The sequence below is a fragment of the Streptomyces sp. NPDC001728 genome, from assembly GCF_040297565.1.
GTDB lineage: Bacteria > Actinomycetota > Actinomycetes > Streptomycetales > Streptomycetaceae > Streptomyces.
In genome coordinates this window covers 95,791-119,015 of sequence record NZ_JBEOZK010000012.1, presented here as the reverse complement: position 1 = coordinate 119,015, position 23,225 = coordinate 95,791, and the positions used below count along the sequence as shown (strand labels likewise).

The 23,225-nt window shown below is 73.9% G+C and carries 19 protein-coding genes; 9 read left to right on the top strand and 10 right to left on the bottom strand.

Annotated features, from left to right (window positions below; translation table 11 throughout):
* Window positions 1–62 precede the first annotated feature (62 nt).
* The 3 genes from ABT154_RS19715 to ABT154_RS19705 form a co-directional block, all read right to left on the bottom strand.
* Window positions 63–1,463 carry a DEAD/DEAH box helicase gene (locus tag ABT154_RS19715; RefSeq protein ID WP_351858114.1) on the bottom strand — a complete coding sequence of 467 codons (1,401 nt, stop codon included), beginning with the start codon at window positions 1,461–1,463 and terminating at the stop codon, window positions 63–65.
* A 237-nt stretch (window positions 1,464–1,700) separates the two neighbouring features.
* Entirely contained in the window at window positions 1,701–1,904 is a 204-nt protein-coding gene (locus ABT154_RS19710) for a cold-shock protein (protein ID WP_030218719.1), read from the bottom strand.
* Window positions 1,905–2,194: 290 nt separating this feature from the next.
* Window positions 2,195–3,640, bottom strand: a complete 1,446-nt coding sequence (locus ABT154_RS19705) for a glyceraldehyde-3-phosphate dehydrogenase (RefSeq protein ID WP_351858113.1) — start codon at window positions 3,638–3,640, stop codon at window positions 2,195–2,197.
* 139 nt (window positions 3,641–3,779) lie between these two features.
* Between ABT154_RS19705 and ABT154_RS19700 the strand changes: the two genes are divergently transcribed.
* The gene (locus ABT154_RS19700; RefSeq protein WP_351858112.1) at window positions 3,780–6,836 is read left to right on the top strand and encodes an AfsR/SARP family transcriptional regulator; all 3,057 of its coding nucleotides are present in this window, start codon (window positions 3,780–3,782) and stop codon (window positions 6,834–6,836) included.
* Window positions 6,837–6,950: 114 nt separating this feature from the next.
* On the opposite strand, the gene ABT154_RS19695 is transcribed toward ABT154_RS19700, so the two are convergent.
* The gene (locus tag ABT154_RS19695) at window positions 6,951–7,982 is read right to left on the bottom strand and encodes a serine hydrolase domain-containing protein (RefSeq protein ID WP_351858111.1); all 1,032 of its coding nucleotides are present in this window, start codon (window positions 7,980–7,982) and stop codon (window positions 6,951–6,953) included.
* 187 nt (window positions 7,983–8,169) lie between these two features.
* Entirely contained in the window at window positions 8,170–9,906 is a 1,737-nt protein-coding gene (locus ABT154_RS19690) for a VanW family protein (RefSeq protein WP_351858110.1), read from the bottom strand.
* A 352-nt stretch (window positions 9,907–10,258) separates the two neighbouring features.
* On the opposite strand from ABT154_RS19690, the gene ABT154_RS19685 reads away from it, so the two are divergent.
* The 3 genes from ABT154_RS19685 to ABT154_RS19675 all read left to right on the top strand — a co-directional run bounded on the left by ABT154_RS19685 (window position 10,259) and on the right by ABT154_RS19675 (window position 12,522).
* On the top strand, window positions 10,259–11,020 hold the full coding sequence (locus ABT154_RS19685; protein ID WP_351858109.1) for an IclR family transcriptional regulator: 762 nt from the start codon (window positions 10,259–10,261) through the stop codon (window positions 11,018–11,020).
* Window positions 11,021–11,065: 45 nt separating this feature from the next.
* The gene (locus ABT154_RS19680) at window positions 11,066–11,395 is read left to right on the top strand and encodes a putative quinol monooxygenase (protein WP_351858108.1); all 330 of its coding nucleotides are present in this window, start codon (window positions 11,066–11,068) and stop codon (window positions 11,393–11,395) included.
* A 92-nt stretch (window positions 11,396–11,487) separates the two neighbouring features.
* Window positions 11,488–12,522, top strand: a complete 1,035-nt coding sequence (locus ABT154_RS19675) for a LacI family DNA-binding transcriptional regulator (RefSeq protein WP_351858107.1) — start codon at window positions 11,488–11,490, stop codon at window positions 12,520–12,522.
* 271 nt (window positions 12,523–12,793) lie between these two features.
* Here the strand turns inward: ABT154_RS19675 and ABT154_RS19670 are convergent, their stop codons facing one another.
* Window positions 12,794–13,084, bottom strand: coding sequence for a hypothetical protein (locus ABT154_RS19670; RefSeq protein WP_351858106.1), 291 nt, complete (start codon window positions 13,082–13,084; stop codon window positions 12,794–12,796).
* Window positions 13,085–13,219: 135 nt separating this feature from the next.
* Between ABT154_RS19670 and ABT154_RS19665 the strand changes: the two genes are divergently transcribed.
* The 4 genes from ABT154_RS19665 (at window position 13,220) to ABT154_RS19650 (ending at window position 18,795) form a co-directional block, all read left to right on the top strand.
* Window positions 13,220–14,293, top strand: a complete 1,074-nt coding sequence (locus ABT154_RS19665; RefSeq protein WP_351858105.1) for a phosphatase PAP2 family protein — start codon at window positions 13,220–13,222, stop codon at window positions 14,291–14,293.
* A gap of 45 nt (window positions 14,294–14,338) precedes the next feature.
* Window positions 14,339–16,564 (top strand): NADP-dependent isocitrate dehydrogenase, encoded by a 2,226-nt coding sequence (locus ABT154_RS19660; RefSeq protein WP_351858104.1) that lies wholly within the window; start codon window positions 14,339–14,341, stop codon window positions 16,562–16,564.
* Between the two features lie 95 nt (window positions 16,565–16,659).
* Window positions 16,660–16,950: a hypothetical protein gene (locus ABT154_RS19655; RefSeq protein ID WP_317878773.1), complete on the top strand. Its 291-nt coding sequence runs from the start codon at window positions 16,660–16,662 to the stop codon at window positions 16,948–16,950.
* Between the two features lie 267 nt (window positions 16,951–17,217).
* The gene (locus ABT154_RS19650) at window positions 17,218–18,795 is read left to right on the top strand and encodes a sigma-70 family RNA polymerase sigma factor (RefSeq protein ID WP_351858103.1); all 1,578 of its coding nucleotides are present in this window, start codon (window positions 17,218–17,220) and stop codon (window positions 18,793–18,795) included.
* A gap of 33 nt (window positions 18,796–18,828) precedes the next feature.
* On the opposite strand, the gene ABT154_RS19645 is transcribed toward ABT154_RS19650, so the two are convergent.
* From ABT154_RS19645 to ABT154_RS19630, 4 genes are all read right to left on the bottom strand, one after another.
* Window positions 18,829–19,773, bottom strand: a complete 945-nt coding sequence (locus ABT154_RS19645) for a CAP domain-containing protein (RefSeq protein WP_351858102.1) — start codon at window positions 19,771–19,773, stop codon at window positions 18,829–18,831.
* A gap of 152 nt (window positions 19,774–19,925) precedes the next feature.
* Window positions 19,926–20,798, bottom strand: coding sequence for a universal stress protein (locus ABT154_RS19640; RefSeq protein ID WP_351858101.1), 873 nt, complete (start codon window positions 20,796–20,798; stop codon window positions 19,926–19,928).
* Window positions 20,799–20,946: 148 nt separating this feature from the next.
* Window positions 20,947–22,260 carry an acyl-CoA dehydrogenase family protein gene (locus tag ABT154_RS19635; protein WP_351858100.1) on the bottom strand — a complete coding sequence of 438 codons (1,314 nt, stop codon included), beginning with the start codon at window positions 22,258–22,260 and terminating at the stop codon, window positions 20,947–20,949.
* Window positions 22,261–22,417: 157 nt separating this feature from the next.
* Complete coding sequence (locus tag ABT154_RS19630; RefSeq protein ID WP_351858099.1) at window positions 22,418–22,873, bottom strand: RrF2 family transcriptional regulator; 456 nt, start codon at window positions 22,871–22,873, stop codon at window positions 22,418–22,420.
* A 116-nt stretch (window positions 22,874–22,989) separates the two neighbouring features.
* On the opposite strand from ABT154_RS19630, the gene ABT154_RS19625 reads away from it, so the two are divergent.
* A complete protein-coding gene (locus tag ABT154_RS19625; RefSeq protein ID WP_351858098.1) occupies window positions 22,990–23,160 on the top strand; it encodes a hypothetical protein in 171 nt (56 codons plus the stop codon).
* The last annotated feature ends 65 nt before the right edge of the window (window positions 23,161–23,225 follow it).

Here is a 23,225-nt window from a genome sequence, read left to right as displayed (position 1 = left end):
TGCGACCGAACGGGACACCGGACGGCCGGGCCCCGCACCGGGGACGTGGCCGCCCACGGGGGTCACTTGCCGCGGCGGATCCGCGCGGCCTGGCGGGCCTCGGCGGTCTTGCGGGCCTCGGCGGCCCGGCGGGACTCGTTCTTGGCACGGCCGGGACGGCCCGGGACGGTGCCCATGCCGCGGAAGGCGGCCCCGCCGCGCTTGACGCCCTCCTTGCTGGGCGCGCTGCCGTCCACGGGAACGCCCGAGGGGGTCCGGGCGCCGGTGATCCGGCTCAGCTCGGCCTCGCCCGAGCGCACCCGGGTCTCGAGGGGACGGATGCCGGCGTCCGCCATCAGACGGGCCACCTCGCGTCGCTCCTCCGGGGTCACCAGGGTGACGACGACACCGGACTCGCCGGCGCGGGCGGTGCGCCCGCCCCGGTGGACGTAGTCCTTGTGGTCGGCCGGCGGGTCGATGTTGACGACGAGGTCGAGCTCGTCGACGTGGATGCCGCGCGCGGCCACGTTGGTGGCGACCAGGACGGGGACCTCGCCCGACCGGAAGCGGTCCAGGGTGCGGGTCCGCAGCGGCTGGGACTTGCCGCCGTGCAGCGCGGCGGCGCGGACGCCGCTGCCGAGGAGGTGCTTGGTGAAGCGGTCGACCGAGGCCTTGGTGGCCAGGAACATGATGACCCGCCCGTCGCGGGCGGCGATCTCCGTGGCGGTGGCGAACTTGTCGGCGCCGTGCACGAGGAGGACGTGGTGGTCCATGGTGGTGACCGTCGCGGACGAGGGGTCGACCGAGTGGACGGCCGGGTCCGTCAGATACCGCTCGACGAGCAGGTCGACGTTGCGGTCGAGGGTGGCGGAGAACAGCAGCCGCTGACCCCCGGGGGGCGTCAGGTCCATGATCTCGGTGACCTGGGGCATGAAGCCCATGTCGGCCATCTGGTCGGCCTCGTCGAGGACGGTGACGGCCACCCGCTCCAGCCGGCAGTCCTTGCGCTCGACCAGGTCCATCAGGCGGCCGGGGGTGGCGATCACGACCTCGGCCCCGTCGCGCAGGGCTGTGGCCTGCCGGCCGATCGACATGCCGCCGACGACGGTGGCCAGGCGCACCTTCAGGGCGCGGGCGAAGGGGTCCAGCGCGTCCGTGACCTGCTGGGCGAGTTCACGGGTGGGGACGAGGACCAGCGCGAGGGGCTTACGGGCCTCGGCGCGGCGCCCGGCGGTGCGGACGAGCAGGGGCAGCCCGAAGGCGAGGGTCTTGCCGGAGCCGGTCCGGCCGCGTCCCAGGACGTCACGGCCCGCGAGGGCGTCGGGGACGGTCGCGGACTGGATCGGGAACGGCTCGTCGACCCCGAGCCGGGTGAGCTCGGCGAGGACCTCGGCGGGCAGACCGAGCGCGGCGAAGCCGGTGGCCGGCGTGCTCGGGGCGGAGGCGGACTCGGCGGCGTCGGATGTGCTGGGGGTGGTGTTCATGCGGGCCCTTCCTCGAAAACGGTGCGCTTCGAGGAATTCGCGACCGGCCGCGGACGGCCCATGAATTTCTGGAACGTACCGAACGCCAGGTGCGTACGGATCCGGCCACACCGACGGTGAAGAATGGGTGTCCGGCCCGTGAATAAGCCTGGAAGTGCTGAAAAATGCCTGGAAATGCAACGAGCCGGGGCCCTCACCACACGGGTGAGGGCCCCAGCTGCGTCGGACGTGTCAACGTCAGGCGGGGAGGATGTTCTCCGCCTGCGGGCCCTTCTGGCCCTGCGTGACGTCGAAGGTCACCTTCTGGCCTTCCTGGAGCTCACGGAAGCCAGAGGTGGCGATGTTGGAGTAGTGGGCGAAGACGTCCGGGCCGCCACCCTCCTGCTCGATGAAGCCGAAGCCCTTTTCAGCGTTGAACCACTTCACGGTGCCGTTAGCCATGTCAAATCTCCTTCGGGGCGTAGCCCTGGAAGCCGCACTGTGCGACTCCCGGCGTCGCCGTGATGATTGCCCCGTCCGGAAAACTGCACCGAAAACACAGAAAGTGCCTGACGATGTCGAATCGTCAAAGGCACTTGTAAGTTTCTTTGGGAACCACGACTGCAACTGCTGATAACTGTAGCACGTTGTCGCCGTGGGTGCACGGAAATGGCTATTCGACGGCGAACGGCGGCGCGCCGCACCCCGTACATGGGGTGCGGCGCGCCGCCGTGCTGTGGAACGGGTGGAGATCAGACCGCCGGGGACGGGAAGGTCGGGTACTCCACGCCGGACACGTGCTGGACCACGCGGATCACCTGGCACGAGTAGCCGAACTCGTTGTCGTACCACAGGTAGAGGATCGCGTTGTCGCCGTCGACCTTGGTCGCGCCGGCGTCGACGATCGACGCGTGGCGCGAGCCCACGAAGTCCATCGAGACGGCGTCGGGGGCCGTGGTGAAGTCGATCTGACGCTTCAGCGGCGAGTGCAGCGAGACGTCGCGCAGGTACTCCAGCACCTCTTCGCGGGTGGTCTCGCGGCCCAGTCGCAGGCTCAGGATCGCGATCGAGACGTCCGGGACGGGGACGCGGATCGAGCTGCCGGTGATCGGGGCCTTGAGCTCCGGCAGCGCCTTCGCGACGGCCGAGGCGGCACCGGTCTCGGTGATCACCATGTTGAGCGGCGCGGAACGGCCGCGGCGGTCGGCCTTGTGGTAGTTGTCCAGGAGGTTCTGGTCGTTCGTGAACGAGTGGACCGTCTCCACGTGGCCGCGCAGCACGCCGTACTCGTCGTCCATCGCCTTCAGCGGCGGGACGATCGCGTTGGTGGTGCAGGAGGCGCAGGACAGGATCTGCTCGTCCGGCTTGATGGTGTCGTGGTTGACGCCGTGCACGATGTTCGGCACGTCACCCTTGCCGGGCGCGGTCAGGACGACCTTCTCGATGCCGGGGCGCAGGTGCTTCGAAAGGCCCTCGCGGTCGCGCCACTTGCCGGTGTTGTCGATGAGGATGGCGTTCTCGATGCCGTACGCCGTGTAGTCGACCTCGGAGGGGTCGTTGGCGTAGATCACCTTGATCGTGTTGCCGTTGGCGACGATGGTGCTGTTCGCCTCGTCGACGGTGATCGTGCCCTGGAACTGGCCGTGGATCGAGTCGCGGCGCAGCAGGGAGGCGCGCTTCACCAGGTCCTGGTCGCCACCGCCGCGCACGACGATCGCGCGCAGGCGCAGACCGTTGCCCGAGCCGGCCTTCTCGATGAGGAGGCGGGCGACGAGGCGGCCGATGCGGCCGAAGCCGTAGAGGACGACGTCGCGGCCGTCACGGCGCTCGATCTTGTTCTCGCCGGTGGCACCGGCCACGGCCTCGGCGGTGAACGCCTCGACCGTCAGACCGCGGCTGTCGGTCTTGAAGTCGGCGGCCAGCACACCGATGTCGATCTGGCACGGGCCGAGGTCGAGGGTCGTGAGCGTCTGGAGGAACGGGAGCGTCTCGGTGACCGAGAGCTCCTCGCCGTCGATCTGCCGGGCGAACCGGTGGGTCTTGAGGATGCTGACCACCGACTTGTTCACCAGGGAGCGGCTGTGGACCAGGACGGTGACGTCCTGCTCCCGGTGCAGCTTCCCGATGATCGGGATCATCGACTCCGCGATCTCCTCGCGGTTCTTCCAACTGGTGAACGAGTCGTCATTGACAGTCACAAGATTATCTTTCGAGCTAGGCGGCGCTCATATGGTAACCCGGGGCCGGTTTGATCAATCAAGGGGTGCCGAACCGTACGATGGGACCCGTCGGGAACCGCCGGTAGGCGGGCGGGCCCGCCTACCTTGATGCGGGGGCATGGTGGTGAAGTTCGGGCTGCTCGGGTCGCTCGTCGTCCACGACGGGACGGAGCTGAGACCGGTGCCGGGCCCCAAGGTCCGGGTGCTCCTCGCGGCACTCCTCCTCCAGGCCAACCGCACCGTCTCCCGGGACGCCCTCAAGGAGGCCCTCTGGGGCGCCTCCGTCCCCGCCAGCGCCGACGCCGCCCTCGCCAACCACCTCACCCGGCTGCGCCGCACCCTCGCCACCGTCGACCGGGGGCCCGGGGAACGCCTGCGCACCGTCGCCCCCGGCTACCAACTACTCGTCCACGAGGGCGAACTCGACGCCGACGTCTTCGAGGGCCACGTCAGGGCCGTCCAGCTCGCGCACCGGCGGGAGGACTGGGAGGGCGTCCGCCGCGAGGCCGCGCTCGCCGTGGGCCTGTGGCGCGGCACGCCCCTCGCCGACCTCGCCCCCTTCGCCGAGGCCGAGGGGCCCCTGCTCCGCGTCCACCAGCTCGCGGAGGCCCGCCTCCAGGCCCTGGAGTGGAGCTTCGACGCCGAACTGTGCCTGGGGCGGCACCACGACGCCGTCGCCCCGCTCAGCACCCTCGCCGCCGAGCACCCGCTGCGCGAGGGCTTCCACCGGCGGCTGATGCTCGCCCTGCACCGGTCCGGCCGGCAGGCCGAGGCCTTCGCCGTCTACCACCGGCTGCGCCGGAGCCTCGTCGACGAACTCGGTACCGAACCGGGCGTCGCCGTCCAGCGGGCCCACCAGGAGGTCCTCGCCGGGGACCCGGGCCCCCGCCCGCGCGCCCAGGCGCGCACCGCCGCCCCGCGCCCGCCCTTCCAGCTGCCGTGCGAGGGCGACACCTTCACGGGCCGTACGGCCGAGGTGGCGAGGGTACGGGCGCTGCTCGGCGCGCCGGGGGCACGGGACGAGGGGGGCGGCGGGGCCGCGTCCGGGACCGGAGGCGTCTCCGGGCTCGGGAGCCCGGCCACAACCGGGGGTTCGTACGGCACCGGGGGTTCGTACGGCACCGGGGGTTCGTACGGCACCGGGGGTTCGTACGGCACCGGGGGTTCGTACGGCACCGGCAGTGCGTCCGGCGTCGGCGGCGAGCCGGAGGCGCCCGCGCGTGTCCGGCCCGTCGTCGTCTCCGGCATGGGCGGCATCGGCAAGACCGCCCTCGCCGTCCACGTGGCCCACCGCGTCCGTGACGCGTTCCCCGACGGCGCCCTCTACGCCGACCTGCGCGGCTACTGCGTCGACGGCGCGCGGACGGCCCACGAACTGCTCGCCCGCTTCCTCTCGGACCTCGGGGTGCGCCACGACACCCTGCCCGAGGACACCGACGACCGCGCCCTCCTCTTCCGCGCCGCGCTCGCCGAGCGCCGGGTCCTGCTCGTCCTCGACAACGCGCGCAGCGCCGCCCACGTCGCGCCCCTGCTCCCCGCCGGCGGGCCCAGCGCCGCCCTGATCACCAGCCGCCAGCTGCTCGCCGACCTGCCGGGCGCCGTCACGGTCCCGCTCGACCCGCTGGCCGCCCGGGACCAGCACGCCCTCCTCGCCCGGCTCGCCGGCGCGGAGCGCGTGGGGCAGGAGCCCGAGGCGCTGGCCGACATCATGGACGCCTGCGGCGGGCTGCCGCTCGCCCTCCACATCGTCGGCGGCCGGCTCGCCTCCCGCCCCTCCTGGCCGCTCGCGCTCCTCGCGAAGCGCCTCACCCCGCACCGGGGCAGGCTGGAGACCCTCGCCATGGGCGACTTCGACGTCCAGCGGACCTTCGCCATGAGCTACGTGGCCATGCGGGACAGTGACCAGCCCCTGGAACGCGAGGGCGCCCGCGCCTTCCGGCTCCTCGGCCGGAACTGGTCCGGCCACCAGGTCACCCCCCAGTCCGCCGCCGCGCTGCTCGACATCACCGAGGGCCGCGCCGCCGCCGTGCTCGACGTCCTGGCCGACGCCCATCTCGTCCTCACCCCGGAACCCGACCGGTACGTGCTCCACGACCTCCTCGGCGAGTACGCGTGGCACCGGGGCGAGGAGGAGGACACCGAGGCCGAACGCACCACGGCCGTCCTGCGCCTGCTCTCCTGGTACGCCACGGCCCTCGCCACCGCCTCGCGGGTGGCCACCCGCGAGACACAGTCCCCGCCACCCCTCGACGGAGAGACCGGGACGGCCCTGGCCCTGCCCGAGTTCGCCGCCGACGACGAGGCGATCCGCTGGACCGCCAAGGAACTCCCCGCCATCCAGGACGCCCTGACCCGCGCCGGGGAGCTGGGCCGTTCCGACCTCGCCTGGCGGCTCGCCGTCGGACTCTTCGGCTACGCCGGTACGCACTGGTGGACGGCCGAGTGGGACACCTGCCTCGGGCAGGCCATGGACATCGCCCGCACCCATGGCGACACGCTGGGCCAGGCCTGGCTGCACCGGCGCATGGCCGTCGCCCACGGCATGGCCTTCCGCAACGAGGCCTGCCTCGACCACCTCCGCATCGCCCTGGAGCTGTTCACCGAGCGCGGGGACGTACTGGCCCAGGCGTCCATCCTCGGCAACATGTCGTCCCTCTACGCCCAGATCGAGGACGCCGAACGGGCGCTCTCCCACGCCGAACTCTCCCGCGACCTCTACCGGAAGGCCGAACACGACCTCCCCCGGGAGCACGGCGGCAGCCGGGGGCAGGCCCTGGTCCTCAGCCGGATCGCGGACGCCCGGCAGCTGCTCGGCGATCTCGAAGGGGCGGCGGTGGACTTCCTCAACGTGATCGAGCTGCTGCGCGCGGACGGCCACTGGCTGTTCCTGGCCACCTCTCTCACCAAGTACGGCGACATCCTCCGTGGTCTGGGGCACCGCGACGAGGCCTTCGCCGCCCTCGTGGAGGCGCTCGGCATTCGGCACCGGATGAACGATGTCGGCGGGACCGCCGACTGTCTGGTCTTCACCGCCCGCGCCCACCACCACTTCGCCGAGTGGGAGGCAGCCCGCGAGACCTGGGAGAACTGCCTTCGGCTGGCCCGGGAGCACAACCTGGCCAAGCGGATCACGGAGAGCCTCGAAGGCCTGGAGGCCCTTCCCGCAGGAACGTAGCAACCCGGCCCGGTGCGAGGGCCGTCCACGGCCGTCCCGGACGGCACCCGGGAATGCCCGGGACGTCCCTGGGACGACCGGGACGCGGAGGACGCGGGCGGCCGACTCCGGCGGTCAGGGGAAGGCCAGCGCCCGGAAGGCGTCCCTCACCCTGGCCAGCGGGCCCGGGTCACGGGTGAGGCGGAGCCGGTTGGTGAGCAGGACCGCCCAGCGCCCGCGGGCCGGTGACACCCACATCCCCGTACCCGTGAAGCCGAAGTGCGCCCAGACGCCGTCCGCCGGATCCGTGCCCGGCGCCGGGTGCCAGAACAGCCCGCGCGGCGGGTCGAGTTCACCGGTGCGGACCCGGAGCGAGTCGGCGGTCCAGTCGGCGGAGAAGGTGCCGGGTACGGGGGCGAGCAGATGGCGCAGGAACCCGCCGACGTCCGCGGTGGTGGTGAAGACCCCGGCGATCCCGCAGGCCCCGCCGAGCAGCCGGGCCGAGAAGTCGTGGACGGTGCCCCGGAGCGGGGCGCCCGTGCCCTCGTCGTACTCGGTGGGCGCGCACCGCTCCCTGATCGCCGCGGGCAGCGGACCGTACCGGGTCTCCCGCATGGCGAGCGGGGCCCAGACACGTTCCCCGGCGAGCCGGGGGAGCGGGGTGCGGGTGAGGTGTTCGGCGAGGTAGCCGAGGACCAGCGCCGCCCGGTCGGTGTACGCGACGGCTTCCCCCGGCCGGTGCCGCAGCGGCTCCGCGAGGACGCCGTCCCTGACGTCCTGCGGATCGGAGCCGTACAGGTGCCGGAGGTTGGCGCGGAGCGGCAGGCCCGCGGTGTGGGTGAGGAGGTGGTGTGCCGTGACCCCGGCGAGGGGCCGCCCCGCCGTCTCGGGCCAGTAGGAGCCGAGCGGCGCCACGAGGTCGAGCTTCCCGGCGTCCACGAGGGTCCCGGTCACGGCCCACACGGAGAGGATCTTGGTGAGGCTCGCGACGTCGAACAGGGTGTCGGGGCGCATCGGCTCCCCGGGGCGTGCCGGGTCGAGGAGTCCGACGGCGCCGTCCGACAGGGTGCCACGGGCGTCACCCACGGCCCACGCGGCGCCGGGGTACACACCCGAGCGGGCCGCGTCGCCGAGCAGCCGCTCGATGGGATCGCTGCGCACTGCCAAGGCGGGCCTCCGACGGTTCTGCGGGGGCGGGCCCCGGGGACCTGGCGGGCCGCGCTCCGGAGTCATGCCCCGGCGGTACGGGAAGACACCCTTCCGTCACGGGAAGACCCCGGGCGCCTCATCCCTACCCCCCCCGGCGGACGCGTGCCGGTCATCTGCCGTACGCGCCCCCGAGCCGTCGCCCGCGCTACTTGCAGATCACCTCGTCGCGCGGCGTGTAGTGGGTCTTGAAGGTCTCCCGCTTGACCTCGGCGCCGCCGTTCTTGAACACCCGGTCCACGGAGATGTCGAAGCCTTCGAGGGGCGGCTGCGGCACACAGGCCTCACCGGTGCCCTCGCGCTTGGAGGGCTGTGTGAGGTTGGTGCGCGGTCCCGCGACCGCCTCCACGGAGTCGTACTTCTTCGTGCCCAGGAAGCTCACCGTGACCGAGGTGTCGGTCGCGCCCGCCTTGATGTAGATCGGCTTGCCGGTGTCGTTGCGGAACTTGAGGTCCAGCTGGCCCCACGCGACGGTCGCCTCACGGCCGGCCGGGTAGCGCTCGATGTAGAAGGAGTGGGCGCCGTACTCCACGGGCTTCACCCCGGCGAAGAACATCGCGTTGAACATGGTGGTGGCCATGGCCGAGACGCCACCGCCGGGCGCCGACCGGTACTGGCCGTCCAGGATCATGGTGCCGTCGACGAAGCCGTTGTCCGCGGTCCGCTCGCCGACCGTCTTGTTGAAGCTCCACACCTCGCCCGGCTGTACCAGCGAGCCGTTGATCAGCTCGGCCGCCCGGCCGATGTTCGTCGTCCGGTACGGCGCGCTCGGGAAGTTCACCGTGAACGTCGACATCTGCTCGGTGATGCCGAGCCGCGCGAGGGAGCCCGCGCTCAGCTCGGGCTCGGTGACGGTGGTGGCGACCGGCGCGGTCCGCGCGGCCGTACCGGACTTGGTGAGCAGCGGGCGTACGGCGTCCCCGAGGGCCTTCGCGGTCACCTCGTGCCCCGGCCGGCCCTCGGACTCCACCACGACCTTGCCGTCCCTGACCCCGAGGCTCGCCTCGACGGGCGCGCCGGTCAGCGCGGCGAGCGGCCGGGCCACGTCCGGGTCGCGCAGCAGCGCCTCCGCGTCGAGCCTGGGGGTGAGCCGGCCGTTCTCCGTCTTCACGGTGAGGTGGTCGCTCAGCGTCACGGGGGAGATCCGCAGCCGCTCCTGGCCCGCGGTGAGGGTCACCGGGCCGGAGACGGCCGGCTTCGCGTAGGTGTCGAGGAAGCGGGACACCTCGGTCGCGGGCAGCTTCGGCTCGGTCATCGTGACGGGCAGGTTCACCGCCGAGGCGCCGGCGGCGGGGTAGGCGGCGCGCAGGGTCTCGACGGCCTGACCGGTGTCCAGCTTCTGTCCCGTCACCGGGTGCGTCGCGACGGCCTTGCCGTCGTGGAAGGCCACGGACCCCTCGCGTACCGCCCGGTCGTTCTTCTCGGCCAGCGCCGACACGGTGGCGTTCGCCTTGGCGGCGTCGTACGCGTAGACGGGCCGGATGTCGCGCTCGCCGGACGAGAAGAGCCGCCCGATGACGGTGAAGGGGTCACGGGCCGGGTCGGCGGCCAGGTCGGCGGTCTTCGCGAGGTCCACGGTGAGGCCGGCGGCGGCCGGGGCCACGGTGGTGGCGCTGTCGCCGACCCGCACGGGTATCGGCGCGTTCCACGAGGCCGGGGCCTCGGCCGCCAGCTTGGCCTGGGCCTGCGCACGGCTCATGCCGCCGATGTCCACGCCGTCGACACGGGTGCCGGCGGATATGTCGTCGCCGGTCGCGGCGAGGCCCGCGACGTACAGGCCGCCCGCGGCGACGGCGACCACACCCGTCGCGATCGCCGCCGTCCGGAGGCGAGGACGGCGCCCCTGCCGGGGCAGCGGGGCATGGTCGGTCCTGGAGCGGGGCACACGCTCTCCCGTGGCGTCGAGGATGGGGGGGGGAACCACTCGACGGTACGCCGAAAGAGTGTCTTATGCACATAAGGCAGGTTGACCTGCGGGGATACGGAGGGGAGGGGTGCGGGTGCGGAGAGTGCCGGGCGGGGCCGCGAGGCACGCGACCGCGTTCCCGCCCGGCGGCCATGCGGCGGTCCGTGCGACCGCGCTCCCGCCCGGTGTCCGGGCCGCTGTCCCCTGCCCGGGGGCGGTCCGTGCGACCGTGCTTCCGCCCGGTGTCCGGGCCGCTGTCCCCTGCCCGGGGGCGGTCCGTGCGACCGTGCTTCCGCCCGGTGTCCGGACGTCGCGCGTCTAAGCTGGAGCGGTGCCTGATCCGTCCCCGAGCTCCGGGCCCCGGTCCGTCGACCGGGCCCTCGCCGTCCTCGACGCCGTCGCCGACGCCGACCGGCCCGTCGGGGCGAAGGCGCTCGCCCGGCGGCTCGGCTGCGCCCTTTCCACCGTGTACCACCTCACCGGCCCCCTCCTCGCCCGCGGCTACCTCGTCCGCACCGCCGAGGGGTACGCCCCCGGACCACGCGTCCCGGCCCTCTACCGCTCCCACCAGCGGCACCACGGGCTCGGCGCCGGGACCGGCGAGCTCCTCGGCCGGCTGCGCAGGGCCACTGGCGCGGAGGCGTACCACACCGCGTACCGCGACGGTCTGATCACCGTCGTCGACACCACCGCCCCGGTCACCGACGCCGCCCACCCCTTCACCCCCGGCCCCGAGGACCGCGCGCACGCCACCGCCCACGGCAAGGCGCTGCTCGCCGCCCTGCCGCGCCCGCTGCGCCGCCGCTATCTGGCGGAGCACGGGATGGCCCGGTTCACCGAGCGCACCATCACCAGCGCCGAGCGCTTCGAGGCCGAGGTCGACCGGGTGCGCGGGCAGGGCTTCGCCGTGTCGGTGGGTGAGGCGGACCTCGCGTACACCTGTCTCGCCGTGACCCTGCCCGAGCGCGGCGACGGCATCGTGCACGCGCTCTCCGTCTCGCTGCCGACCGCCGACTTCGGCCGGCGGCAGGGCGTGATCCGGGCGGCCCTCGCCCGCGCCGTACCGGACTTTCCGGCCCTGCCGGAATCCTGAGGGGGCCGGCTGGCGGCGCCCGCCGGAGGGCCGCAGGCTGGACGCATGATCTTCATCGCCGTCCGGTTCACCGCCCGCCCCGACCACGCCGACCGCTGGCTCGACCTGGTCGCCGACTTCACCCGCGCCACCCGCGAGGAGCCCGGCAACCTCTTCTTCGACTGGTCCCGCAGCGTCGACGACCCGAACGTCTTCGTCCTCCTGGAGGCCTTCACCGACGCCGAAGCGGGCGCCGCCCACGTCGCCTCCGCGCACTTCAAGGCCGGTCTGGAGGCCATGGCCGGAGCCATCGCCGGCACCCCCGAGATCATCAACGTCGAGGTGCCGCAGCAGGGCTGGGGCGCCATGGCGGAGCTGGCCCCGACCGGCGCCTGAGCCGCCGTCCACGGCCCCGGGGGCCGCCCTCCCGCCTGATAGGTTCGCACGCACAGGCAGGCGGGGCGGCGGCCCGAGGGGAGAAGCGGCACATGGCGTCGAGCGGGCGGCAGACCGGCAGGCCCACCCTGGAGGAGGTCGCGGCCAGGGCGGGAGTCGGCCGCGGCACCGTGTCCCGGGTCATCAACGGCTCCCCCCGGGTGAGCGAGCAGGCCAAGGCCGCCGTCGAGCGGGCCGTCGCCGAACTGGGTTACGTCCCCAACCGTGCCGCGCGCGCCCTGGCCGGCAGCCGTACCGACGCCGTCGCCCTGGTGATCCCCGAGACCGAGGCCCGGCTCTTCGCGGAGCCGTACTTCCTCGACATCATCCGCGGCGTCAGCAGTGAACTCGCCGACGCCGACAAGCAGTTGCTGCTCACCCTGATCCGCAGCGAACAGGAGCGCCAGCGCTTCGAGCAGTACCTCGCCGCCCAGCGCGTCGACGGTGTCCTCCTCGTCTCCGTGCACGGCGAGGACCCGCTGCCCGACCAGGTCCGCGCCCTCGGCCTGCCCGCCGTCCTCAACGGCCGTCGCACCGAGGACGAACGCGTCGCCTTCGTCGACTCCGACAACACCGGCGCCGGACGGACCGCCGTCGCCCACCTCGCGGGGCGCGGCCGGCGCGTGATCGCCACCATCACCGGACCCCTCGACATGTACGTGGCCCGCTGCCGGCTCGACGGCTACCGCGAGGGCCTGACCGGGGCCGGACTCGTCCCCGACGACGCGCTCGTCGCCGACGGGGACTTCACCGAGGAGGGCGGCCGGCGGGCCATGCGGGAACTCCTCGACCGCAGGCCCGGCCTGGACGCCGTGTTCGCCGCCTCCGACGTGATGGCCGCGGGCGCGCGCGGGGTGCTGCGCGAGGCGGGGCGCCGGGTCCCCGAGGACGTGGCCCTCGTCGGCGTCGACGACTCGGCCGTCGCCCGGCACATGGACCCGCCGCTGACGAGCGTCCGCCAGCCCATCGAGGAGATGGGCCGCACCATGGCCCGGCTGCTGCTCCAGGAGATCGCCGCACCCGGCGACCCGGAGGAGCAGCCCCGACGGATGCTCCCGACGGAACTCGTGGTCCGCGCCTCCTCCTGACACCCCCTCGCCCCGCGAGGCGGGCCCACGCACCGGGTCACCCCGGCGGAACCGCCCCGAGACCGCCGCCGAGATGCACCCGCCCCGGGCGCCCCGGAGAATGGACACCGCATGGGTCCGTGACCGCGACCAGGGCGCTCCCGACTGCGTCCGACCCGGCAAGGGGGTCGACGATGCCGCTGCGCCAGGCGAACCGGCCGCTCGCCGCGGCCGGGGCACCGCGCCGGTGGACCCTGCTGTACGTCCTGGCGGTCGTCCTCCTCACGGTCGCCTACCTCCAGTTCCCCTCCCGCCACACCGTCCTCTGGGCGCTCATCGGACTCGGCGGCGTCGTCGCCATCCTCGTCGGCGTCCACCCACGAGCTGGACGGCCCGGACGGAAACGGCGGCCCTCGTCCCGGCGGCACGAGTCGTGCGACTCGCTCATCGCCTCGAAGGCGACGAACGCGGCGATCACCAGCCCGAGCACGACCGCGCCCAGGATGTACCAGCCGTTCGGTGCCAGGAAACCGAACGCGATCAGGACGACCAGTCCGATACCGATCTTGCGCGGCAGCGACATGTGGAACTCTCCCCCCCGGAGGATGCCTGCGGTCTCCCGACCGGACGAGGGCACCGCCCGCCGGTTCCCGTACCCGGCGTGTCGTTCGGGTGAGTCCAGCGGGCGGGGCAGCCGCGCGTGGGTTCGAATCGGGGCATGGCTTCCTACGACAGGCCCCGCGCGGGCGGCACCCCGAGGCCGCTGGAGACCGGTGACACCTGGTGGTACGCCGCCGTGGCGGGCGAGGCCGCGGGATCGTTCAGCACCAGGGTCCGCATCCGGACCCGGCGCGCCTGCCTCGGGGCCGTCCTCCTCCTCACCGTCGTCTACGCCGGTCTCGTGCTCACCGCGACGGGCCGCCGCTGGGGCGACGCCGCCGTGACCGGCAGGCGCGCCGACACCGCCGCCGCCACCCTGCTCCGCGAGCACCCCTCCCTCGCCGGACTCACCACCCTGTCCCTGGTCCTCGGCTGCGTCCTCCTGGTCGCCGTCGGCCTCATACGCAAGCGGTACGTCCCCACCGGACTCGCCGCCGGTGCGGTCGTCACCGCCCTCGCCGTCACCGGACTGCTCCAGCGTTACGCACCCCGCCCCCGGCTCGTCGACCCCGGCGGGGCACTCGTCCCCAGCGGCTTCCCCAGCGCCCAGACCACCCTCGCCCTGGGCATCGCCCTCGGCCTGCTCCTCGTCGTCCCCTACCGGCTGCGCAGCCTCGCCGTCGGCACCGCGACGCTCTGGGCCGTCGCCGTCGGCGCCTACACCGTCGCCGCGGGCCAGCACCGGCCCGGCGACGTCATCGCCGCCGCCCTGGTCGTCCTCGCCGTCTTCTGCGGACTCCTCGCCGTCCTCGCCCGCAAGGGCAAGGTGCGCCGCGGCGCCCGCCGGGGCCCCGCCCTGCCCGGCCTCCCGGTGACCGTGCCGCTCGCCCTCCTCGCCGCCGCAGGGCTCGGCATCGGCCTCTGGCTCCTCGGCGACACCCTCGCCCTGCCGACCACCGCCCCCTACGACCCCGCCGAGCTGCGCCTCGCCCACCGCTGCGGGCAGGCGCTCGCCGCCGGTGCGGTCGCGGCGGCGGGACTGGTCGCCATCGCCCTGCTGCGCCGCGTCGACCTCGACGGCGCCGCCGCCCCGTACCGTCTCGGCGGCCCCTTCGTGGAGGCCGCCGGAGCCCCCGGGGACGGAGAGCTCGTGGGGCCCTTTACCGATGACCTCGATCAGGAGATATCTTGATGTCGAGCAATCTCGCATACGCAGACGTGGAGCTGGAGAACCCTGGTGACTGACTCGACCATCATCTACACCCACACTGACGAGGCGCCCGCCCTGGCGACGTACTCGTTCCTGCCCGTGATCCAGGCGTATGCCTCGCAGGCAGGCGTCACGGTCGAGACGCGGGACATCTCCCTCGCGGGCCGCATCATCGCCGTCTTCCCCGAGTTCCTGGAGGAGGACCAGCGCATCGCCGACGCCCTCTCCGAGCTCGGTGACCTGGCCAAGACGCCCGGCGCCAACATCATCAAGCTGCCGAACGTCTCGGCGTCGATCCCGCAGCTCAAGGCCGCGGTCGCCGAGCTCCAGGCGCAGGGCTACGCCCTCCCGGACTACCCGGACGACCCGAAGACGGACCAGGACAAGGACGTCCGCGCCCGCTACGACAAGATCAAGGGCTCGGCCGTCAACCCGGTCCTGCGCGAGGGCAACTCCGACCGCCGCGCGCCGGGCTCGGTCAAGAACTACGCCAAGACCCACCCGCACCGCATGGGCGCCTGGACCTCCGAGTCCAAGACCAACGTCGCCACGATGGACGAGAACGACTTCGCCTCCACGGAGAAGTCCGCAGTCATCGCGGAGGACGACACCCTCCGCTTCGAGTTCACCGCCGCCGACGGCACCGTCAGCGAGCTCCGCGAGCCGCTGAAGGTCATCGCCGGCGAGGTCGTCGACGCCGCCGTCATGCGCGCCGCCGCCCTGCGCACCTTCCTCGGCGAGCAGGTCGCCCGCGCCAAGGCCGAGGACGTGCTCTTCTCCGTGCACCTCAAGGCCACGATGATGAAGGTCTCCGACCCGATCGTCTTCGGCCACGTCGTGCGCGCCTTCTTCCCGGCCACCTTCGCCAAGTACGGCGAGGTGCTCGCCGCCGCCGGCCTGTCCCCGAACGACGGCCTCGGCACCGTCCTGGGCGGCCTGGACGCCATCCCGCACGGCCTCGGCGCCGAGATCAAGGCCTCCTTCGAGGCCGAGCTCGCCGACGGCCCCGCCCTGGCGATGGTCGACTCCGACAAGGGCATCACCAACCTGCACGTGCCGTCCGACGTCATCGTCGACGCCTCGATGCCGGCCATGATCCGCACCTCCGGCCACATGTGGGGCCCGGACGGCCAGGAGGCCGACACCCTCGCCGTCCTGCCGGACCACAGCTACTCCGGCGTGTACCAGGCGGTCATCGAGGACTGCCGCGCCCACGGCGCCTTCGACCCGTCGACCATGGGCTCCGTCCCGAACGTCGGCCTCATGGCGCAGAAGGCCGAGGAGTACGGCTCCCACGACAAGACCTTCGAGATCGCGCAGGCCGGCACCGTCCGCCTCGTCGACTCCGAGGGCAACGTCGTCCTGGAGCAGGAGGTCGCCGAGGGCGACATCTTCCGCGCCTGCCAGACCAAGGACCTGCCCATCCAGGACTGGGTCAAGCTCGCGGTCACCCGCGCCCGCGCCACCGGCTCCCCGGCCGTCTTCTGGCTGGACGAGAGCCGCGGCCACGACGCGCAGATCATCGCCAAGGTGAAGCAGTACCTGCCGGAGCACGACACCGAGGGCCTGGACATCCAGATCCTGTCCCCGGTCGAGGCCACGAAGTTCTCCCTGGAGCGCATCCGCCGCGGCGAGGACACCATCTCCGTCACCGGCAACGTCCTCCGCGACTACCTGACCGACCTCTTCCCCATCCTGGAGCTGGGCACCAGCGCCAAGATGCTGTCGGTCGTCCCGCTGATGGCGGGCGGCGGCCTCTTCGAGACCGGCGCCGGCGGCTCCGCCCCGAAGCACGTCCAGCAGCTCGTCAAGGAGAACTACCTCCGCTGGGACAGCCTCGGCGAGTTCTTCGCCCTGGCCGCCAGCTTCGAGCACCTCGCGACCACCACGGGCAACGCCCGTGCCCAGGTCCTCGCCGACACCCTCGACCGCGCCACCGGCACCTTCCTCAACGAGGACAAGTCGCCGACCCGTCGCCTCGGTGGTATCGACAACCGCGGCAGCCACTTCTACCTGGCCCTGTACTGGGCCCAGGAGCTGGCCGCCCAGACCGAGGACACGGAGCTGGCCAAGGCCTTCGCCCCGCTGGCCGAGACCCTCGCCGCCAACGAGCGGAAGATCGTCGACGAGCTCGTCGCCGTCCAGGGCTCCCCGGCCGAGATCGGCGGCTACTACCAGCCCGACCCGGCCAGGGCCGCGGCCGTGATGCGCCCGTCCGCCACCTTCAACGAGGCCGTCGCGTCCCTCGCCTGATCCGGCGCGCGCCCCGTACCGCCCCGGCCGGAATCATTCCGGCCGGGGCGGTCCCGTCGGTGGCGCATCCGCCGTTCGGGTGTGAACCTGGATGGATGAGCTGGGCATCTTGGACGACCGCCGGTGTCTACACCGGGCGTGGTGGGGTGCTGACCGACGAGGCAGGCGTCGTCACGGGAGATCTGACCGTGCACACGACCTGGGCCGACCGGGAAGCACGCGTGGCCGTGCAGTACAGCGGCGCATCCGACTGGTTCACCATGTCGGGAAGTCCCGTTCCGTGCGAGACGGAGGAGGAGAGCCGCGATCTCCACGACGCCGTCGTGGCAGCCGTCCGGGAGGGGAACGGGGCCACGGTCCCGCGCCTGCCCGTCCCACCGGCCTAGGGCCTTTCTGACGATTTCCGCCGGGTCCGGCCCGCCCGGCACGCACCGCTCGCCGCACGGCCGCAACGCCCAAGCGGCTCCGCTACGAGGGCGCCCCGACCGCGCACCGATCGCACGCACCGAACGCCCAGGCCTGATCCGACGCGCATGGTCAGACAGGCCCTGGCCGCGACGCGGCGAGCCGGCACCGAGAGAAGTGTTATCCCTCCCGCGCCCACGGGTCTCCGAACGACGGGGGATTCGGACCAGGGATGAGGGAGCAGACCCATGCACAGCGACGAGCGCCGCACCACCGCACTGGTGGAGGCGGCGAGGGCCGGTGACGCGCACGCCAGGGACGCGCTGGTACGCGCGTACCTGCCCCTCGTCCACAACATCGTCGGACGGGCCCTCGACGGCCACGCCGACACCGACGACATCGTCCAGGAGACGATGGTCCGGGCCCTCGACGGCCTGACCGGTCTCCGCGACCCCGGCCGCTTCAGGTCATGGCTCGTCGCCATCGCCATGAACGGGATACGGCGCCGCTGGCGCGAACGCCGCGAGGAGCCCGTGCCCGGCCTCGACCGGGCCGCCGACCTCGCCGATCCGGCCGGCGACTTCACCGAACTCACCATCCTCCGGCTCGGCCTCTCCGGGCAGCGCCGCGACGTCGCCCGCGCGACCCGCTGGCTCGACGAGGACGACCGGGAACTCCTCGCCCTGTGGTGGCTGGAGGCCGCGGGCGAGCTGACCCGCGCCGAACTCGCGGAGGGCCTCGGCGGGATCTCCCCGCAGCACGCCGCCGTCCGCGTCCAGCGGATGAGGGAACGCCTGGAGACCGGCCGGGCCGTCGTCCGCGCCCTGGACGCCGTGCCGGCGTGCCCGGACCTCGGCGAGACCCTCACGGCCTGGGACGGCCGCCCGTCCCCGCTCTGGCGCAAACGGGTCGCCCGCCATCTGCGGAACTGCGCCGCCTGCGCAGGGAGCGCGCCCGGACGAGGTGGCCTCGCCCCGGTGGAGGGCCTGCTCGTCGGCATCGGCCTCGTACCGCCCCTCGCGCTGACCTTCATCAGTGGCGAGACGGCACGGACGGTGGCCCTGGACCCTGCCGGGCAGGCGATGCCGCTGGAGTCCGCAGGTCGTGCCGTACCTCTGGAGTCCGTACCCCTCGAACCCCTTACGCGGGGCGTCCCGCCGGAGCCCGTCGCGCCCGGCCACGGTGCCCGGTGGACGCCGGTCCGGCGCTCCGTCCTCGCCGGCGCGGCGGCCGTCGCCGTGCTCGGGGCGGTCGCCCTGCTCGTACCCCCGGAGGAGCCCCACGCGCGCGTGGCGCCCGCCGCGCCCCCGGCGACCCGCCCGCCGGTCCCGACCCGGTCGGCCCCGGCACCGGCCCCGACCCCGAGTCCTACGGTCACCGCCCACCTGCCCGCCCCCACCTCCGCGCCTCCCGCCTCCTCGCGCCCCACGCCTCCCGCGCCCAGCGCGGAGGAGCGGGTGACGGGGCTGGTGAACAGGCTGCGGGCCGAGGCGGGTTGCCCGCCGCTGCGCGTCGACTCCCGGCTCTCCGGCGCGGCCCGCGTCCACGCGCGCGACATGGCCGCCCGCGGCTACTACGGACACGCCAGCCCCGAGGGCGACTTCGCGGACACGCGGATCACCGCCGCCGGTTACGACTGGAGCGCGTGGGCCGAGAACCTGGACCGGGGGACCACCGACCCCGCGTCCGTCGTCGAGGACTGGACGGACGGCGCGGCGCACGAGGACAACATGCTCGACTGCCGGTACCGGGACACCGGAGTGGCGTCGGTGCCCGGTCCCCGCGGCACGATCTGGGTGCAGAAACTGGCGGCCCCCGCCTCCTGAGGCGTACGGGGGCCGACCGCGGGACGCCGCCCGTTACCGCTTGGCGCCGAAGTCCTGGACCCACCAGGGGCCGTTGGCGGTGAGGGTGACCCCGACGCCGATGTCCTTGAAGGAGCAGTTGAGGATGTTCGCCCGGTGGCCGGGGCTGTCCATCCAGTCCTCCATGGCCCGCGCCGGGGTCTTCGGCCCGCGGTGGATGTTCTCGCCCCAGGTCGACCACGCGTACCCGGCGCCGCTCATCCGGTCACCGGCGTCCCGGCCCTCCGGACTGTCATGCTCGTAGTAGTCCCTGGCCGCCATGTCGTCGGCGTGCGCCTGGGCGGCGGCCCGCAGACGACTCTCGGCGCGGAGCGGCCCGCAACCGGCCTTCGCGCGCTCGACGTTGGCGAGGGCGACGACCTCCTGGACGTACCGGGCGGGCTTCCCCGCGGGCACTCCCGCCCCGGGCGTCCCACCCTGCTGCTCCGGCTGCCGCCCCTGGGGCCGTACGGGGGCCCGTTCCTCCTGCCGCCGTTCCGACTCCGCCTTCGGCCGTGTTCCCGGAACCGCGCCCGACGGCGTGGCGCCGCCCGGCGTGGCCCCGGCTTTGTGGGAGGCGGGCGTCGGCGCGGTCGAGGCCGGGGGCCCGGTGAACGGGGTCGCCTCCCGTACGGCCTCCGAAGCGGCGTTCACGTCCCCGGCGGCGCCGGTGGCCCCGGGCGGCGCGACCGGCGCCACGGCCGGAGGCGCGCCGACCGTGGGACCGGATCCGACGGAGGCCACGTACACGCCCGTCGTCACCGTCAGCACGGCCGCCGCGGCCCCGGCCACGGTGACACCGGTACGGAACGACGTGCGGCGCGCCGGACGCCGCCGCCGCGCGCCGCCGCCCTTGCGGTGCCGGCCGCCCGCCCGGCCCTCCTGGTCCCGCGCGAAGGGGTCGGGGTGCGGGCCGTGTTCGGGGGTGTCGGGGTGGCCGGGGTCGTCGTGGTGCCGCATGGAGCTCCGCTCTCTCGCCTTGGTCGCCGGACGGTCCGGCGCTGGGGAGAGCCACCGGGGCGACGGCGATAACACTTTCCGGACCCGGCCGCCCCGACACTCCTCGTCAACCTGGCGCGTCAACCCGACGCGCCCGTCCTTACGGCACCCTTTCAGCCCTGGGGGACCACCGCCACCGGACACGGGGCGAGGTGCAGCGCCGCGTGTGCCACGGAACCGATCCGGGGCCCGACGGCGCCCCGCTTGGCGCGCCGGCCGACCACCAGGAGCTGCGCGGCCCCGGAGGCGGAGAGCAGCACCTGCCCGGCGCTGCCGAGTTCGACGTGCTCGGTGACGGACACGTCCGGGTACCGCTCGCGCCAGGGCGCGAGGGCCTCGCGCAGGGCCTTCTCCTCGTACGGGACGAGCCCGCCGGCCTCGTCGGCGAGCCGCATGGAGGCCGGGCTGTACGCGTAGAGCGGCGGCAGGCTCCACGCCCGGACGGCCCGGACGGACGCCCCGCGCGCGGCGGCGGTCGCGAAGGCGAAGCCGAGGGCGGCGGCGCTGTCCTCCGGGCTGCCGAGCTGGCCGACGACCACGTGTCCGGTGGGCGGTTCGGCCGGCTCGCCGTCGCGGGAGCGGACGGCCACGACGGGGCGGGTGGCGGCGGCGATGATCTGCTGGCCGTACGAGCCGAGCAGGAAGCCGGCGACGGCGCCGTGCCCGCGCGAGCCGATCACGAGCATCTCGGCGCGCTCCTCGGCGCCGAGCAGCGCGGCGACCGGCGTGTCGGGAAGGACCTCGGCCGAGAGCGCGATTCCGGGGTACCGTCCGGCGACGGTGGCCTCCGCCTCGCGCAGGACCGCCTCGGCGGCCCGCTCCTGGGTGTCACGGTCCTGGACCAGGGGGAGGTCGAGCGGTTCCCAGCGCCAGGCGTGCGCGAGCCGCAGCGGGAGCCCCCGGTGGAGAGCCTCGCGCGCGGCCCAGCCGGCCGCGGCGAGGCTCTCCGGGGAACCGTCCACTCCTGCGACGATCTCACGACTCATCAGGCTGCCTCCGTCGGTGCGGTGACGGGCCCGCCCGGTGGTCGGGCCCTCTTCCCTCCAGCTTGGGCCCATCGGCCGCCCGGCGAGAGGGCCGGACGTCCCGACATGCCGGTCCGTCCGGCCCTTCGTGCCCCGGCGGGCCCCACCGTCAGGCGAGCAGGGTGAGCCGGGCGTGGGTCCCGTTGAGGTAGTGGTCGCCGATGTCCCGCAGCCGGTGGGCCGCCTGGGTGGGAGCGGTGAGAGTGCGGGCGTTGCGCCAGAAACGGTCGAAGCCGGGACCGCCGGTGCCGGCTTGGGCGCCCGCCGTGCCCTCGACGAGTTCCAGGACGCGGGTGGTGATGTGGACGGCCGCCCGGCCGGCGACCGTCTCGGCGGCCGCCACCAGGACGGCGATGTCGGCCCCTTCTTCCACGCCGAGCGTCCACGCGGCGAGCAGACCGCGCGTCAGGGCGTCGGTCGCCCGCTCCACCACGGCGGCGGCGGCGTGCGCGGCCGTCGCCAGTTCCCCGTAGGCCAGCAGCAGGTACGGATCGTCCCCGGCGCCGGTCGGCACGGAGCCGTCCGTGGCGGGGCGGTCCGGGTGACCGTCCGGGCGCGGTCCCGCCTGTCCGGCGCGGCTGATGTCCCGGGCCTCGGCGAGCGCCCCCTCGGCGATGCCGAGGCCGACATGGACCAGGAGCAACCGCAGGGCGAGCGGGGCGAGGCCGGAGAAGGGCGCGACGGCGTGCTCGTCGTGGGGGAGCGTGCCGAGGACCTGCCCGGGTGCGAGGGGCACCCGGTCGAAGGTCACGGTGCCCGCCCCGGCGAGCCGTTGGCCGACCCGGTCCGCCCCGGGCTCGGTGAACACCCCGGGCGCGGCGGGGTCCACCAGGACGACCAGCAGATCGCCGGTGCCCTCGGCGCGCGCCCCGACGACCAGCCGGTCCGCCACGGCGACGGCGGAGGAGAACGTACGGCTTCCTTCGAGGACCCAGCCGCCTCCTTCGCCGTCCGCCGGGGTGAGCGCGAGGCCGGGGCCGGTCTCCGCGCGGGGCGGTTCGACGCCCCCGGCGAGCAGCCAGTTCTCCTCGGCGGTCCGTACGTCGAGCGGGGCGCCGGCCGCGCGGACCGGGTCGAGGAAGCGGCTGCTCCAGGAGAGCGCGTAGTGGTGGGCGAGGAGTTCGCCCACGGAGCTGTCGGCGGCGGAGATCTCCCGTACGACCGCGCAGGCGGCCCGCCAGTCGGCGCCCCTGCGGTCCGGTCCGGGGGCGGTGAGCAGGGCCGGCAGCCCTGCTTCCTGGAGCCGGGCGACCTCGTCGAACGGCGCCTTGCCCGCCCGGTCCCTGGCGAGCGCGTCGACGGCGAGGTCGTCGGCGAGTTCGCGGGTGACGCGGGGCCAGAAGTCGTCGTCGGGGAGCCGGTGGGCAGGTGCGGAAGTGGTGCGTGCCGCTGGTCTCTTCGGCGATTTCCTCGACGTACTCACGTCACCTCACCTGATTCTGTAATCCCCAGTGGAACAGTAGGGATAGTGGCAGAGCTGGTCACTCCGCCCCAAGGGGCGTCCATGGGCTGGACAAGAGCGTCCTGATGCGCGAGACGACGGCAAGTCGCCGCAGGTGGGGGAGGGTTGATCACGAAGGTCAGGGGTTAGTCCAGGCCTCCGGGTCGTCCGTGAGCGCCGCGATCCCCTCCGGCAGCCGGGCCGCCGCCACCTCGGCGAGCGAGACCCCGAGCACCTGGCGGACACCGGCCCGCAGGGCGATCCACAGGGGCAGCAGCGACTCGGCCGGGCCCGTGTACGACAGGTCCGGCGGTCGCTCCCCGCGTACGGAGACCAGCGGGCCGTCCACGCAGCGGACGACCTCCGCGACCGAGATCGTCTCGGCCGGCCTGGCCAGCCAGTACCCGCCGTTGCCACCGCGCTGGCTCCGCACCAGGCCGCCCTTGCGCATGTCGCCGAGGATGCTCTCCAGGAACTTGTGCGAGATGCCCTGGCCCTCGGCGATCGCCTCGGCCTTCAGCGGCCCGGCGTCCTGGGCGGCGGCGAGCTGGAGAGCGGCCCGTACCGCGTAGTCGGCCCTGGCTGAAATGCGCATGCGCGCATTATTCCGCACGGGCGGGGCCGGGAGGACGGCGTGTTCCGCACCTTGACGCCGCCCCCGGCCGGTCGGACACTCAAGGACGGAAAACCCGAGTGAACAGGTAGGGAACCATGGGACGCACCGGCCGGCGGGACACCGCGCACGCCGTGCCCCTCCCGCGCTCCGTGCCCCGCCTCACCTCGCGCCGCCACATCGACCTGCTGCGGGTCTGCAGCGCGGCGAGTCGGCCTCGCGGGGCCGGACTCCGGCGCGTCGCCCCTCCGCGGGGCGTCCTGGCGTGAACGTCCGTCCCACCCGCTGAGACGTTCGTCCACCACGTCCGAGGCCCGTTCGAGGTCCGCGTGTG